Source organism: Ructibacterium sp. SJQ-7 (assembly GCF_054696575.1).
Window position 1 is genome coordinate 2,652,180 of sequence record NZ_CP195193.1, and the last position, 15,847, is coordinate 2,668,026.

The 15,847-nt window shown below is 36.2% G+C and carries 12 protein-coding genes and 4 tRNA genes; 8 read left to right on the plus strand and 8 right to left on the minus strand.

The features are described from left to right. Positions 1-7: 7 nt before the first annotated feature. From ftsW to ACSAMO_RS11590, 4 genes are all read left to right on the plus strand, one after another. Positions 8-1,189, plus strand: coding sequence for a putative lipid II flippase FtsW (gene ftsW, locus ACSAMO_RS11575; RefSeq protein WP_118446067.1), 1,182 nt, complete (start codon positions 8-10; stop codon positions 1,187-1,189). A gap of 15 nt (positions 1,190-1,204) precedes the next feature. Then, the gene (gene murG, locus ACSAMO_RS11580) at positions 1,205-2,314 is read left to right on the plus strand and encodes an undecaprenyldiphospho-muramoylpentapeptide beta-N-acetylglucosaminyltransferase (RefSeq protein WP_499209374.1); all 1,110 of its coding nucleotides are present in this window, start codon (positions 1,205-1,207) and stop codon (positions 2,312-2,314) included. Next, entirely contained in the window at positions 2,311-3,537 is a 1,227-nt protein-coding gene (gene hisS / locus ACSAMO_RS11585) for a histidine--tRNA ligase (protein WP_499209375.1), read from the plus strand. Before murG ends, hisS begins: the two co-directional genes overlap by 4 nt. 68 nt (positions 3,538-3,605) lie before the next feature. After that, the gene (locus tag ACSAMO_RS11590; protein ID WP_499209376.1) at positions 3,606-4,703 is read left to right on the plus strand and encodes an iron-containing alcohol dehydrogenase family protein; all 1,098 of its coding nucleotides are present in this window, start codon (positions 3,606-3,608) and stop codon (positions 4,701-4,703) included. 303 nt (positions 4,704-5,006) lie between these two features. Here the strand turns inward: ACSAMO_RS11590 and ACSAMO_RS11595 are convergent, their stop codons facing one another. After that, complete coding sequence (locus ACSAMO_RS11595; RefSeq protein WP_499209377.1) at positions 5,007-5,816, minus strand: helix-turn-helix domain-containing protein; 810 nt, start codon at positions 5,814-5,816, stop codon at positions 5,007-5,009. Between the two features lie 257 nt (positions 5,817-6,073). Between ACSAMO_RS11595 and ACSAMO_RS11600 the strand changes: the two genes are divergently transcribed. Further along, positions 6,074-8,392: a GGDEF domain-containing protein gene (locus ACSAMO_RS11600; RefSeq protein WP_337869816.1), complete on the plus strand. Its 2,319-nt coding sequence runs from the start codon at positions 6,074-6,076 to the stop codon at positions 8,390-8,392. Between the two features lie 18 nt (positions 8,393-8,410). On the opposite strand, the gene ACSAMO_RS11605 is transcribed toward ACSAMO_RS11600, so the two are convergent. After that, the gene (locus tag ACSAMO_RS11605) at positions 8,411-10,003 is read right to left on the minus strand and encodes a glycosyltransferase family 39 protein (RefSeq protein WP_147515046.1); all 1,593 of its coding nucleotides are present in this window, start codon (positions 10,001-10,003) and stop codon (positions 8,411-8,413) included. A gap of 142 nt (positions 10,004-10,145) precedes the next feature. Here ACSAMO_RS11605 and ACSAMO_RS11610 point away from each other — a divergent pair, with 142 nt between their 5' ends. Beyond that, the gene (locus tag ACSAMO_RS11610) at positions 10,146-10,376 is read left to right on the plus strand and encodes a hypothetical protein (protein ID WP_412294905.1); all 231 of its coding nucleotides are present in this window, start codon (positions 10,146-10,148) and stop codon (positions 10,374-10,376) included. 164 nt (positions 10,377-10,540) lie between these two features. Here the strand turns inward: ACSAMO_RS11610 and ACSAMO_RS11615 are convergent. From ACSAMO_RS11615 to ACSAMO_RS11630, 4 genes are all read right to left on the minus strand, one after another. Next, a tRNA-Ser gene (locus ACSAMO_RS11615) sits at positions 10,541-10,631 on the minus strand. 88 nt (positions 10,632-10,719) lie between these two features. After that, positions 10,720-10,808 (minus strand) — tRNA-Ser (locus tag ACSAMO_RS11620). Between the two features lie 173 nt (positions 10,809-10,981). Next, complete coding sequence (locus ACSAMO_RS11625; protein WP_412614051.1) at positions 10,982-12,307, minus strand: MATE family efflux transporter; 1,326 nt, start codon at positions 12,305-12,307, stop codon at positions 10,982-10,984. A 108-nt stretch (positions 12,308-12,415) separates the two neighbouring features. Beyond that, positions 12,416-12,637: a DUF6514 family protein gene (locus ACSAMO_RS11630; RefSeq protein WP_022230909.1), complete on the minus strand. Its 222-nt coding sequence runs from the start codon at positions 12,635-12,637 to the stop codon at positions 12,416-12,418. 164 nt (positions 12,638-12,801) lie between these two features. On the opposite strand from ACSAMO_RS11630, the gene ACSAMO_RS11635 reads away from it, so the two are divergent. Beyond that, positions 12,802-13,899, plus strand: a complete 1,098-nt coding sequence (locus ACSAMO_RS11635) for a LytTR family transcriptional regulator DNA-binding domain-containing protein (protein WP_412614050.1) — start codon at positions 12,802-12,804, stop codon at positions 13,897-13,899. A 121-nt stretch (positions 13,900-14,020) separates the two neighbouring features. Here the strand turns inward: ACSAMO_RS11635 and ACSAMO_RS11640 are convergent. Together ACSAMO_RS11640 and ACSAMO_RS11645 are read right to left on the minus strand one after the other, a co-directional pair. Continuing rightward, positions 14,021-14,096: transfer RNA gene (locus ACSAMO_RS11640), tRNA-Lys, on the minus strand. Between the two features lie 138 nt (positions 14,097-14,234). Next, a tRNA-Arg gene (locus tag ACSAMO_RS11645) sits at positions 14,235-14,311 on the minus strand. A gap of 282 nt (positions 14,312-14,593) precedes the next feature. Between ACSAMO_RS11645 and murA the strand changes: the two genes are divergently transcribed. After that, entirely contained in the window at positions 14,594-15,844 is a 1,251-nt protein-coding gene (murA, locus tag ACSAMO_RS11650; protein WP_412579657.1) for a UDP-N-acetylglucosamine 1-carboxyvinyltransferase, read from the plus strand. The last annotated feature ends 3 nt before the right edge of the window (positions 15,845-15,847 follow it).

Sequence of the window (15,847 nt, forward strand, 5' to 3'; positions counted from 1 at the left end):
TTTAGATATGGCAGGGACTGCATATCCTAAAAGAGCTATAAAACAGAATAGACGAACAACTCGTGCTAAAATAGGAAAACCGGTTAAGCTTGCACGAATGGGAGAGATAGACTATACATTTTTGTTTATAGTAATATTGTTGCTTTCATTCGGTTTGGTAATGCTGCTCTCGGCGTCTGCACCTGCCGGAAATACTTTACATAATAATTCGTACTACTTCTTTAATAAACAATTCCTTTGTGCAATATTGGGACTTATCGGAATGTGGGTTATTTCAAGGATTGATTACAATAAATATAAAAATACCGTTCCGAAGTTTATGATTGTATGTACAATACTTTTGGTCTGCGTTCTTATACCGGGTTTGGGCGTAAAATTGAACGGTTCGAGAAGATGGCTTAATACTCCGTTTCTTCAGCTTCAACCGTCGGAATTTATGAAACCCGTTATAGCGATGTATTTTGCACGACTTGTCGATTCGGGAAAATATAATTTGAAACATCTTAAGGGTAATTTGCCGTATATAGGAGTTATGCTTATAGTTGTCGGACTTATGCTTATGGAAACACACCTTAGCGGTGCGATAGTTATTGCCGGTATCGGTGTAAGCGTTATGATTGCAGGCGGTACACCGATTAAACCCGTACTTATCGGAGCACTTATTCTTTTGCCGATCGGCTTAATCGGCGTCCGCGCACTCAGCGGTGTAAGATGGGCACGCGTAACAAGTTTTATGAATCCGTTTGCGGATATTCGTGACGAAAGTTATCAGGTTGTGCAAGGACTTTATGCGATTGGCTCGGGCGGTATTTTCGGACTTGGCTTGGGACAGAGTGTACAGAAATATTCGTATTTGCCTGAACCGTATAATGACTTTATATTCGCGATTGTTTGTGAGGAACTTGGTCTTATCGGTGCGGCTGTTGTAATTTTGCTTTTTGCGGCGCTTATTATAAGAGCAATAAGAATTGCTATGAATGCACCCGATACATACGGCTCACTTGTTGCGGTGGGTATTGCGGCTCAGCTTGCTATTCAGACGATACTTAATATCGCCGTTGCAACGTCAAGCGTACCGAATACAGGTGTCGCATTGCCGTTTTTCAGTTACGGCGGTACGGCAATAATAACGCTTTTATGTGAAATGGGAGTATTGCTTAATATATCAAGACATTCCGTAAAAGATTAATGTGGAGGAAGATTTATGAGAGTATTATTTGCGGGCGGAGGAACAGGCGGACATATTAATCCGGCTATTTCAATCGCCGATTATGCAGCTAAACAGGATAAGGATTTTAAGGCTTTGTTTGTCGGTACAAAATCGGGACTTGAAACAAAACTTGTACCGAAAGCAGGATATGATATTGAATATATCGAAATACAAGGTTTTGACAGAAAGCATATTTTCAGAAATTTTGAAACGGTAAAAAAACTTATTTCCGCAAGAAGAAAGTGTAATAAGATTATAAAGGAATTTAAACCCGACTGTATCGTTTGTACGGGCGGATATGTAAGCGGCCCTGTTGCTATGGCATCAAAGAAAATGAAAGTGCCGTCGCTTATACATGAGCAAAATGTGTATCCGGGTATGACGGTAAAAGGCAGTGCAAATTATGTTACATATCTTGCACTCAGCTTTGAAGAAACAATTAATCATATGCAGCATAAGGAAAAATGTGTTGTAACAGGCAATCCGCTCAGAAGTGAAATACTTCATTCCGATTACAAAAAGTCAAGAGAAAAGCTCGGCATAAAAAAGCCGTTTGTGCTTATTTTCGGCGGCAGTTTGGGTGCGGACAGAATTAATGATACGGTAATCGGTATGCTTGACAGAATATCAAAGGACAATAAAATCGAATTGCTGTTCGGAACCGGTGACAGAAATTACGATAAAATAATGAATAAAATTAAGGAGAGCAGAATAACTCTTTCGGATAACATAAAGATTGTGTCATATATTGACAATATGGCGGAGTGTATGGCGGCGGCAGACGTTGTTGTATCAAGAGCAGGTGCGATAACCGTAAGCGAAATTGCTGCACTCGGTAAACCGTCAATACTTATTCCGTCACCGAATGTTGTCCGTAATCACCAAGAGCAGAATGCAAGAGAATTTGAAAATAAGAATGCGGCAGAATTAATTTTAGAAAAAGATTTGACGTCTGACGCATTATACGATAAAATAATGTCTATGGTAAGCGATAAGGAGAGATTGAAAGAAATGTCGGAAAATTTGAAACCGCTTGCCAAAGTAGACGCACTTGAAAAAATATATGAGCTTATGATAAAAATGGCAAAAGGAGATAGAAAATGAAAATCACAACAGTAAAAGGTACAAATGATTATCTTCCCGAAGAGGTCAGACTTAGAGATTATCTTCAAAATCAAATTTTAAATACATATCAGGACGCCGGCTTTGAACGTATTATGACGCCTGCAGTTGAAGATATTGAAAATCTTGATAAGAGTGACGGCGGTGATAATCTTAATTTGATATTTAAAATTTTAAAGCGTGGAGATAAGCTAAAGAAAGCAATGGACAGCGGTGATACAAATAAGCTTTGCGATATGGGACTTAGATATGACCTTACACTTCCGCTTTCAAGATATTATGCAAATAATCGTGAACAACTTGTTCTTCCTGCAAAGTGTATACAGATTGATAAGGTGTACAGAGCGGAAAGACCGCAAAAGGGCAGACTTCGTGAGTTTGTGCAGTGCGATATTGATATAATCGGTTCATCTTCTATAAGCTCTGAAATCGAGCTTATTCATACAACAGCAAAAGCACTTTTGTCGCTTGATATAAAAGACTTTACCGTAAAAATCAATGACAGAAGAATTTTAAGAGCATTGCTTAAAGGTGTAGGCTTTGAAGAAAGTCAGCTTGACAGCGTGTGTATTACATTTGATAAAATGGATAAAATCGGTACTGAGGGCGTTATCGGTGAGCTTACGGATAAAGGCTTTGACGGCGGTGCTATCGCAAAATTCGGTGAAGTCATCGCAAAACCACTTACTGTTGAAAGCGTAAAAGATGTTTGCGGTGAAGAATCTGCCGAAAGTATTGAAACAATAATTAATGCCGTTGAAAAACTTTCGGACGGTGCGTATAAGATTAAGTTCGATATTTCGCTTGTAAGAGGTCAGGGATATTATACAGGTACTGTTTTTGAAATCGTAAGCGATAAGTTTAAAGGCTCTATTGCCGGCGGCGGTCGTTATGATAACTTAATCGGTAAATTTACGGGTGAAAATATTCCTGCGGTAGGGTTTTCAATAGGTTTTGAAAGAATTTTCTCACTTCTTACAGAGGCAGGATATACAATTCCAGATACTAAAAAGAGAATTGCTTTACTTCACGATAAAGCAGACATTGTAAATGCTATAGAAGAGGCAGAAAAACTGCGTAAGGATTATGATGTTGTAATCTATGAAAAGCCAAAGAAATTGTCTAAATTCCTTGATAAAATTCAGGTAAAGGGTTACTTTGGTTTCTGCTTCCTTGGAGAAGAAATAAGAGAATTGAAGAAATAAGAATCAAAGCAAGCTATTTATAGCTTGCTTTTGTTGCTTATTTTGTTGTAGAAAGGGTGTTTAAGTTTATGAATTTGGGATTTTATATGCCTACAAAGGTTATTGTGGGAAAGAATTGTGTCAGAGAAAACAGCGATGTTTTCAAAATAGGAAAGAAAGCACTTATCGTAACAGGCAAAAATTCCGCAAAATTAAGCGGTGCACTTGACGATGTGAAATATGCACTTGAAAAGAATAATATTGAATATGTAATATTCGATAAGGTTATGAGTAATCCGACAGTTGAGTGTGTGTATGACGGTGCGGAAACGGCAATGGAGGAAGAAGTTGATTTTGTTATTGCCATAGGCGGCGGCTCGCCGATGGACTCGGCAAAGGCCATTGCATTGCTGGCAGTATCGGACATTGAAAGAAAGAATTTGTTTGACGGCAACATAGGCAATAAGGCACTTCCTATGATACATATTCCGACAACTGCCGGAACCGGTTCGGAGGTTACACCGTATGCGATTTTGACAAACCACGAAAAACAGACAAAAAAAAGTATTGCGTCACCATGCCTTTTCCCAACATACGCATTGCTTGACGCAAAATACACAAAAAATCTCGGACTTGCCACTACGGTCAATACCGCAATAGATTCACTTTCACATTCGGTTGAAGGAATGATGTCAAAGAGGGCGAATATAATGGCTGATGTAATCGCTAAAGAGGCTGTTAAAATTATTGCGTCAACATTTGATGATTTAATTAGCGGTGAACTTACGGAAGACGACAGAGAAAAACTGCTTTATGCGTCAATGCTTGGAGGTGTTGTTATATCGCAAACAAAAACAACGGCGGTACACGCAATGGGCTATTTGCTTACATATTTCAAAAATATCGACCACGGCAGAGCAAACGGATTGTTGCTCGGTGAGTTTACAAAGTATATTGAAAGAAATGATAAGGACAGAGTTAAGGAAATATTGTCTTGTATGAATTTAGACAGTGCAGAAGAATTTAAAAATATTCTCGTGAAAATTTTGGGTGATAAAGAAAAGTTTGAAAAAGAAGAACTTGAATTGTATGCAGAAATTGCTCAAAATGCAGGCGGTACACTAAACAGTATGTTCGTTCCGTCAAAAGATGAAATACTTCAAATATATGTTGAGTCATTGATGTAAAAACGGCGGTCTTTGACCGCTGTTTTTTTTTATGTGTGGAATGTTAAAGGGCGGCCAATGACCGCCCGTACGAATATGAATGGCAGATGACCGCTTATGTTAAACAATCGCTTATGTTAAACAATATTGTATGTAGGGGCGACCATTGGTCGCCCTTTTTATAGGATATTAAGGCAGTAGGGGACGGCGCCACGATGTCCCGAGAAGCCACCCCACAGTCGGCGTTGCCGACAGCTCCCCACAAGGGGAGCCAAAAAGCCTCTCCTTGAGGAGAGGTGTCACGAAGTGACGGAGTGGCAAAAATTAATCACCAGTCAAAAAATCTTTCGGCGATTTACCGGTAAGTTTTTTAAACGCTTTATAAAACGTGGAATAATCATTAAACCCACATTCATAGCAAAGCCCCATAATATCCGCACCTTCGGAAAGCACTTGTTTCGCCTTAGTGATTTTTCTTGTATTCATAAATTCTTTTATTGTAATACCGGTCTGTTTTTTAAATGTATGGCACATATAATACTTATTAATAAAAAATTTTTCTGCTAAAAAATCCAGTGTTATATCTGCGGAAATATTATCGGTAAGGTAATCTATTATATCGTCAATACGGTTATTATTTGTCGGTTTTATCGGCAAAACGGTGTTGTCAAGTGCATGATTTACCGCGACAAGAAACTGTAAAAAATACGATTTTATCATAGCGTCACTTTCGGGTACTCTGTTTAAAATGTAATGTTCAACATTTTTGAAATAATCGTAAAGTCCGAAAGACTGAACAATGTCTGACGGTATTCTGTTATTTTCGCCAATAGGTGAAGAATTTATTTTATCAAACAAATCAAATTCGGTGATAAAGTCGGGATGTATCTGCATAAAAATGCGCTCATACGGCTTTTCTGATTGAAAGAAAATCGTATGAAGTTCTCCGGGTTTTGTAAGCAAAATATCGCCGGGGTGAATTTTATATAGATTATCTTCGACTATGTACGTTGCATCACCCGATATAAAATATAGAAATTCATAATATTTATGAAGGTGCAAGTTAAGCTCCGGAGGCTTTGAACGGAAATAACTGTAAAGATATTCTTTCTGTTTATATGAAATTGCATCCATAAAATACACCTCCTACACAATTATTATAGCATAACAGGACAATATTTGCAATATTTTGGACAACAAATGCAATGGAATAAATTTAATTATTGTGTTATTATATAACCGTAAAATAAATCTCTCTCTCAGACAATCGTATTCTTATATAGATACGGTTGTTTTTTTATAATAAAATAGGTCGAAAAATATTTACTTGATACATTTTTTGTGATAGAATATTTATACCGATAATTTATAAAAAGGTTGAGGCAGTTGTAATGTTGAAAAAATATTTTAAGGACGAAAGCTATAATATAATGCCATGTGGCGTTGTTGCGTTTCAAAATGACAGTACGCTTAAAATTATTTCGGCGAATGATTACTATTATTCGACCTATGCGAACGGAAATTTTGAAAGTCTTAATATTTGCGAAGAAGACAAAAATATTATAGCTGATTTGAAAGATAAAAATGAAGTGGTATACAAATGTATTGTTTCGGACGGATCGATACGTTATATTTGTATGCATTTGACTAAATATAATGAAAATGATATTCTCGGTATTCTTATGGACGTTACGGAACAGCATACGAATCTTGTCAGGATGAAAGATGAGAGAAGATGTTTTACATTTGCTCTTAAAAGTTCAAAAAACATTGTTTTTGAACATAACGTAGCGGACGATAATATGACTTTATATATTCCGGTGAAAGGTCAAACCGAACTGAAAAAACTGTCTGTTCCCAATAATACGGAAGATGCTGTTTATGAGCTTGCGGATAAAAGAGATTACGGTTATCTTAAAGAAAACATATTCAATGAAAAAGTAGAAAATATAAGCGTCAGAATGAAGTTGCCGGGTAATAAGAATTATGAATGGCACCGCATTTTCAGAAATTTTGAACATGATGAAAAGGGTAATCTTAAAAGAATTTTCGGAACAATAACGAATATCGAGGACGAAAAACATCATGAAAAAGAATTAAAAGAAAAAATCGAGATTGACCCGGTACTTCATGTCTATAACAGAAATGCAGGCGTCGAGAGGATTAATGAGTATATAAAATCCAATCCCGAAAGCAGAGATTACGCACTGTTTGTTATTGATATTGATGATTTTAAAAATATAAATGACACATACGGACATTTATACGGTGATACCGTTATTGCCATGGTTGCGGAAATGCTGAACAAGGCAACCGATGATGACACTATTGTCGGAAGATACGGCGGTGATGAATTTTTCGTGTTTTTGAAAAGTAGCAGAATAGCAGAGAATGCCGACAGAGTTGTTGACAATGTATGTAAGATTAATATTTCAGACGATAAGAGAATAACGTGCAGTGTCGGAGTGGCAGACGGCAGAATATTTGAAGAAGTGCCTGATTATAAAGCGTTGTTCTCAAAAGCAGATAAGGCACTGTACAGTACAAAAAAGAATGGCAAGGCTCACTGGGAGATATACAATGAAAATATTGTGTACGACAATTCAAGCCATGCGATTGATTATGAAGCTGAGGACGCCGAAAACAGTACGGAATTATTTAAGACACGCGATATGATGAAAGTATTCCTTGAACTTTCTTCAAGTGCGAAAAACAGCGATGACGCAATGTATAAGATTATTCGGTATGTGGCTGAAAAGTTCGATATTGACTGGTTTCAGATAATGAAGGTCAATACCAAGGAAGATTTAATCACAATAAGCTATGAATGGTGCAGTGATCCGAAATTTCAGAATAATGCGGGAAAAAGAGGATATTATGCTCATTCTGACATTGAGCATTTCAAAGAATTTTTTGAAAAATATCCTGTATTTATTCTTTCAAATGAAAAAATAAACGGATTTTCGTTAAAGTTTCAACGTGAATTTGAAAAGAATAAAAAGAATGGTGAAGTGGTATATAATGCAAATATTACAACAGGAGATTCGTTCTTTATGTTTGTTTGTACGAGATTCGGATATGAAAATCCTTGGCAGATAGAAGAATGCGTTGAATTGAATATGGCGACTAAGCTTATGACGATGTACATTTCTCAAAGCGATAAGGAAACGGAAAATGAGAAAAAGCTTAGAAAAATAATTGATTATGACCGCAAAACCAGTTGTTATACTATTGCAAAGTTTTATGAACAGATAGGCAGACTGAGAAAATTTGCAGAGGAAAAAGACGAACAGGTTGCTCTGTTACATACCGATTTTTCGGGAATGCTTGATTTCAACGAACGGTTCGGTCAGATTGAGGGAGATAAGGTTTTTACAGAGTTTGTAAACTGTATTTTGCCAAGTGATAATGATTATAATATTATAACTCACATTGACGGTGCGGATATTTTTTTCAGTGCGTTCAGATTTAAAAATTTAGAAAGCTTTGATAAGATAGATGCGTTAAATAAACAATTCAGTAAAATGATTAATGAAAAATATCCCGGCGCGCATATTATTGTTAAAACAGGAATTTATGTGCTTAAAACAAATGAAGTTGTGGGAGTGGGGCTGGATAAGGCTTTGAAAGCTAAAAAGACTGTGAAAAATCCTACAGAATCATTTTGCATTGTCTATGACAAAGATAAACATGAAAATAGCTGTTGCTAATTGCAACAGCTGTTTTTTTTATTGAGTTTTCAATTTGTATAATCGGTCATAACTGTATTCATCGACAAGCTCGTAATTATTGTTGATTATATTCATAAACTGCTTACTGTTTACAATGTCGATATTGTGTATAACAACCCACTTAGGTTGTTTTTCAAGCATCATTTGATTAATTTGACGACCGAACTCGGGATACATTTCCGACCACCATTCCTGAAGAATAAATATCTTAAAGCAAGGCATAATGTCGGCTTGCAAAAGCCAAGTTGCCGAAATGTCGTAGCAGTATACGCTGTCTTTGTCTTCATCGGGAATTTGCGAGCTAAGCTGTTTTGCACTGTAATAAATATCCGAATATACGTCGCTTGTTTTGGCAGGGTGCCTTTGCGAATACAACTTCTTTGAGTAATGCACTATATTTGACTCTGATTGAACAAAGTAATTTGCCAACGGAAATGCCATTATTACGCAAAGTATTACTGCAAGAATGTTTATTTTATTTGATGTAATATAGAAGAATACAGCACAATAAATCGGTATTAAAGGTATAAGCGTTGTGTAATAATGCGTGTAACTGAAACCGAGTAATATAGGTATCAGTGCGAATATGGATATTGTTGTGATAAATGACGCAACCTTTGGACCAAGTCGTTTTGCGAAAAATGACGATATGAATATCATCATCAAGACAGGTGCAACCCATCGCAGAAGCAGTAATATGGCTGATGATGTCTTTTCTGATGAGCCTTCCGACGCGTATAGAAAGTTGAATACGAAAGTAGAAAACAACATATCCGACAGCGTCCCTTTAATAAGGAAGAAAAGGCATACAGGCACTGCCACTATCAATACACCGACTATAAAATACAGTATATTTTTAAATATTTCTTTGATATGCTCGTTTATAAAGTCGGTCATAATCGTAACGAATACAATACCGCAGATAATCAGTCCGTTGTTTACGCGGATAAATGCACAAATTCCAAAACATATTCCGTAAATAACCATATTTTTGTGAGGGTGAGGTGCTTTTGGGTGCTTTGTGATGAATTTTAATGCGGTGTAAATCGCTATCATACAGTAGAGAATACAGTATTCTTCCGTTAAGTTGCCGTCGCTGATTGTCGCACCGAATGCAAGAATGGTGATTATAACACAAATTACCGAGCGTATCGGTTTTGTGAAAAAACGTGCCGTTTTGTACATAAATATCGAAGATATTGAAAGGGATATACATTGTAGTATGAATACGCCTACTTTTGATTTTGTCAGGAAATATCCCAATGCATTTATGTAAAACAAAATCGGACCTTTGTGGTCAAAATAATCTCTGTATGCGTCCTTGCCGAGCGTTATCGCTTTTCCGAAGAATATGAAAATGCTTGAATCACCGTCGCATAAGTCCTTGTATAGCGGACTTGTGGACGCAGACAGAAGTAACAGAAATGCTATGCAGAATAATGTTAAAAATGCATAGATTATTAGATTTTTGCGTGTTTTTTTACTTTTTAAACTCACTGATATTTTTGTACCGATTTTTTTCGGATTGAGTTTTTCTTGTATATTGTCTTTTGTATTTTGTAAGAATTGCTTAAATTCAATTTTGTTCATTATATGCTCCTGTGTTTTGTGTATTGTTTATAATACTATTATAAACAATATGATTATATTTGTAAAGCAAATTTACAGTTGAAAAAAATAAAAATGTGATATAATAAAATTATGGTGTTATATATTATGGGGGTGTTGTGACATGAAATGGATTAAAAACTTAGAAAGTATAGCAATAACAAAAACAAGCGGAAAATGCCCGTATTGCGGGAGTGATAATACAGATTATACTTTTGTAGGAAATGTCGGAGGAGTCGGATATGGTGAAATATGGTGTAATGATTGTAAGTCAGCATATCATCTATCAAGAGTATTGATTACGGAAGAGTATAATTTGAATAAAGAAATTCCTAAAAATATCATATATAGATAAATATACAATAAAAAAGAATAATCGGTCTCCTCACAGAGCAGGGTTCGCTATAAAAATCCCCCTATCTGAATGTTCTTCTAAAATAAGTATACCGAATTTATTGTAATACTAATAAAAACCGTATAAACACTTGATATTCAAGCATTTATATGGTTTATACGTTTTGGCGGAGAAGGAGGGATTTGAACCCTCGCGCCAGTTTCCCGACCTACACCCTTAGCAGGGGCGCCTCTTCGGCCTCTTGAGTACTTCTCCATAAAAGAAAAGCATACAACAAGTTAAAATTGCTGCCGTTCTAAATAGCAATTAGCTTTGTATGCAGTACAAAATATAAAATTTTAAATGGAGGAGAGAGTGGGATTCGAACCCACGGACGGCGGAACCGTCACCGGTTTTCAAGACCGGCTCTTTCAACCACTCAGACATCTCTCCAGATGTTTGTTCATCAGCTCAACTGACAAAAATTATTATAGCAGAACATATACCTTTTGTCAACACTTTTTTTGAAAAAAATTAAACTTTTTTTAGTGAACTTTCAAAACCATAGGTTTTAAGCCATTTTTCATAACAAAAAACTGTCGATTTTTTTAATCGACAGTCAAAAATTACGCATTTTTATGAAAAACTTTTTTATAAAAAATCATACTGACACTGCAAGTTATAATTTCTGTAACCGGAAAAGTGAGCCATACATAATTAAGTCCTGCGAACGAAAATACCCAAGCAAGAGGAACAAGAAGTACAACTTGTCTTAGCACTGTTATAAAAATACTTTCCTTACCTTTTCCGATAGCCTGAAACAAAATAGGGAATGTAAGCGAGAGTGCGGCGGGTACAAAGCTTGCTCCGATTATTCGGAAAGCCACATTACCTATATTCAAAACTTCTGTATCATTTGAGAATATTCCGATTGACTGTTTGGGCAAAAGCACAAATATCGCCACGCCTAAAAGCATAAATGCGGCAGATACGGCAACAGTTTCCCAAAACACGCGTTTACATCTGTCTTTTCTGTTTATCGCATAATTAAAGCTCAATACAGGCACTATGCATACGCCGAGAGCATTAAGCGGAATAAAGAAGAAACTTTGAAGTTTATAATAAATACCGAGCACGGTTACGGATGCATCAGAGAATGACGCAAGAAGTACGTTCAGCCCGAGAATATATACAGTCCACAATGCTTGCATAATAATATTCGGCAGTCCTGCTGCATATATTTGTTTTACATACGGCAAAAATATATTTAATTTCGGCGGTTTATAAAATCCTTTAATACCTGTTATGACAGCGGCGAGCGACTGACCTATGACGGTTGCAACAGCAGCACCTGCGACACCCATCGGTTTAATTCCGAACATTCCGAAAATTAAAATAGGGTCGAGTACGATATTTGTCAATGCACCGACAATCTGAGCAATCATAGGTGTTTTCATATCTCCTTGCGATTGCAAAATCTTTGTCCAAGTGCTTTCAAGGAATATTCCCAAGCTGAAAATTCCGATTATTCTTCCGTACGTAATAGTGTACTCATGTACAATTTCAGATTCTGCCGAGATTAAGGCATACGGTTTTATGATGAAAAATGAAATTAAAGCGAATATGAACCAACTCACAACAGCCATAACAGTTCCTATTCCGGCGGTGTTAATCGCTTTGGAAGTTCGCTTTTGACCGTAAAACCGTGCCATAACGGTATTGACGCCAACACCTGTTCCGACTGCAACGGCACATATCAAAAGTTGCATAGGGTATATTACAGAAAGTGCCGTCAGTGCGTATCCTGAGAATTTACCGATGAAAAAACTGTCTACTATATTATATAAAGATTGAATAAGCTGTGCCAGCATAACGGGCGGCGCAAGCTTAAATAAAATTTTCATTGTTTTTTCAGTACCGAAATACTGATTATCCGATGGTGCTTTACTCATACATATGCTCCTTTGTATATTTTTTGCATATCAAGTATAGCACCTTTCAAAGTGAATTGCAATAAAAAAGCACCGAACAAAGTTTAATTTATTCAGTGCTTTTTTATTTCAGATGAAATCTTCGATAACATCTCTTAAATGATGTAATGAAAGTTCGTTTTTATTACAAACATTCACAAATTTTTCGGCGTCATCCTTACATGGAAAAACATCCGAAACAAAAGTTATTAGTTCGTGAGCCTGTGTAGTATAAGCACCTATACCATAGGTGATGTATTCCCCCATACATGAATCACACATTTTTTCTTCAATCACTCCGTAGTTTACCATTTTATACTTCTCCTTTTATCCTTTTGTATGATAAAATTATAGCATAAATAAGCGTAGAAATATGAATATATTGAAAATGAAGGTGTTTACGATGAATTTGACAAAAAATACATATTTGTGGTATAATTATGATAGAATAATTCCTTGTGAGGTGAACCTAAAAAATGGATATTGCAGTTTGTGATGACAATCTAAGTGATAGGGAAATAATCCGTCAGCAACTAAGTATCTATTTCTCAGATAGATTTATTGAATACAATATTGATAGCTATGAAAACGGCGTTAATTTAATTTATTCGATAGAAGATGGGGAGTATTATGATATAATATTTCTTGATATGTATATGGACAAGTTAAACGGAATACAAGTTGCGGAAAAACTTAGAAATATGAATTATAAAGGTAAGATTATATTTCTTACCACAACGTCAAAATATGCGGTTAAAAGTTATGACGTTGAGGCGAGCGGTTATTTGGTTAAGCCGCACGATATAGATAAAATCAGCATGGTACTTGACAGAGTGCTGAGCAATTATGAAAATATGCATACATACCAAATAAAAAAACGCAATTCCGTAATTCAAGTGTTGTACAGTGAGATTGAATATATTGAGAGCAGTAATTCAAAATGTATTCTTCATCGCACAGACGGAAACGAGTACACAATATATAAGAAACTTAATGATATTGAGGAAGAAATAAATCATAGAGCATTTTTGAGATGTCATCAGAGTTATCTTGTTAATATGAACAAGATAGAGAGTGTTGAGAATGATTTTACAATGAAATCGGGCGATGTTGTGCCGATAAGAACTCGAAATTTGAATGAAATTAAAAAAGAATACTATAATTATATTGAATACAGAGGTAATATTGCAGGAACGACCAAGAGACTGAAAGTTTTTTATGATAAAGTCGGCGGTGATTTTGAAGTAGTCAAAAGAAGACTCATTGATGAAAAATATGTTGTCCGCTTTGTACAGTGTTTCAAAAACGATACCGCTTTTAATGAATTGAAAAAGGCTTTGAATGAAGAATTGTATGAAAAAGCGTATCTTTGTGCGCATACTCTGAAAGGCTCGTCAGTAAGTCTTGATTTCGGAAAACTTTATAAGGCAAGTTCGGCTCTTACGGAAACCCTTTATAACATTAATCATAACGGAGAAGATTGTGATAAAATTTTGATTGATAAGCAATTTGGGGAAGTTGCAAAAGAATATAAAAATGTTATTAATAGTATGCAAATAATAGAAGAAGACTGACATTGTATTAAAATCTCGTTTAATGAACTCAATATAGTTCTGTATAAATATAGTTCTAAGAGGCTATATTTTGTTTTTGTACAAAAAAATATCCGAACTAAAGTTCGGATATTACAACTTGTGGTACGCGATCAGGGGTTCGAACCCTGGACACCCTGATTAAGAGTCAGGTGCTCTACCAACTGAGCTAATCACGCATATTCAGTTTTAATGTCTGACGACAAATAATATGATAGCACATTAAAATTATTTTGTCAATACTTTTTTGCAAAAAATATTGTTTTTTATAGAAAAACAAAAAAATATCCGAACCGAGGTTCGGATATTGTAACTTATGGTACGCCCGGAGGGATTCGAACCCACGACCTAACGGTTCGTAGCCGTTCACTCTATCCAACTGAGCTACGGACGCATATCTATTTAAGCTACGCATAATATATTACCATAAAGGTGTGGGTATTGTCAAGAACTTTTTTGTAAAAAAAGAAAAAAATTTGATTTATCTATTATATAGTATGAAATTTTTAACCGACAAATTTTGCATTGTTACATTGATATTAAGGGTATATTATTTTTATAAATTAACCCTTTAAAAATTTTTTGAAATGTGCTATAATAATAAGACTGTAACAGAATTATAGATATTTCGTATTATAATCATATGAGAATTATATTATAATGCGAGGTGTTTAAAGTGGGCAAACTTGTTATAGACGGCGGAAATAAGATAAGCGGTGAAATCGGTGTACAAGGTGCGAAAAATGCCGTACTGCCGATACTTGCAGCCACGGTTATGGCTGACGGAGTATGTACTTTGAAAAACTGTCCATATCTTCGTGATGTAGATAAAACAGATTTGGTACTTGAAAGATTGGGTTGCAGAGTACAAAGGGCAGGCAATACCGTAACGGTTGATACAAGAGATATGTGTGACTGTAAAATATGTGAAGATTTAATGCGCGAGATGCGTTCTTCAATTATATTTTTGGGAGCGATAATTTCAAGGTGCAAAAGAGCGGTTGTAAGTATGCCCGGCGGTTGTCCGATTGGTTTAAGACCGATTGATTTGCATTTAAAGGCTTTGCGTGAACTCGGTGTCGATATTCAGGAAGAACACGGCTATATAAAATGCAGTGCTGATAAGATTGTCGGCGGAAACATACATCTTGATTTTCCGAGCGTCGGAGCAACAGAAAATGCTATGCTTGCCGCAGTTTGTGCGGAGGGCTTTACCACTATTACAAATGCGGCGCGTGAACCGGAGATTGTTGATTTGGGTAACTTCCTGAATTGTATGGGTGCAAAAGTCCGCGGTATGGGCGGCAGTGTAATAAAAATAGAGGGAGTAAGCAAGCTTCACGGTGCGGAGTATACGATAATGCCCGATCGTATTGTTGCCGCAACATATCTTGCCGCATCTGCGATTACGGGCGGAGAGATATGTCTTAAAAATGTCAATCCACGCGATATGGGAGCAATGCTCCATGTGCTTTTGGATATGGGAGTACAGCTCAGAATAGAAAAAGATAAAATTATTCAGAAAGCTCCCAAGAAACTTGAAAGTATACATATAGTAAGAACAATGCCGTATCCGGGTTTTCCGACGGATATACAATCGCCGTTTATGGCGCTTGCAACTGTTGCAAGAGGAACAAGTGTATTTATAGAAAATATATTTGAAAACAGATTTCAGCATATTGATGAACTTACACGAATGGGTGCTGACATAAAAGTAGAAGGCAGAAGTGCCGTTGTAAGAGGCGTAAACACTTTGCAGGGTGCAAATGTTGTTGCAAGGGAACTGCGCGGAGGCGCATCACTTGTTGTTGCGGCACTTGCCGCAAACGGTACAACGACGATTAGCGGCACAGAATTTATAGACAGAGGTTATGAAAATATAGAAAAGTATCTGCTTGAATGCGGAGCGAAAATCAGACGAGAATAATTC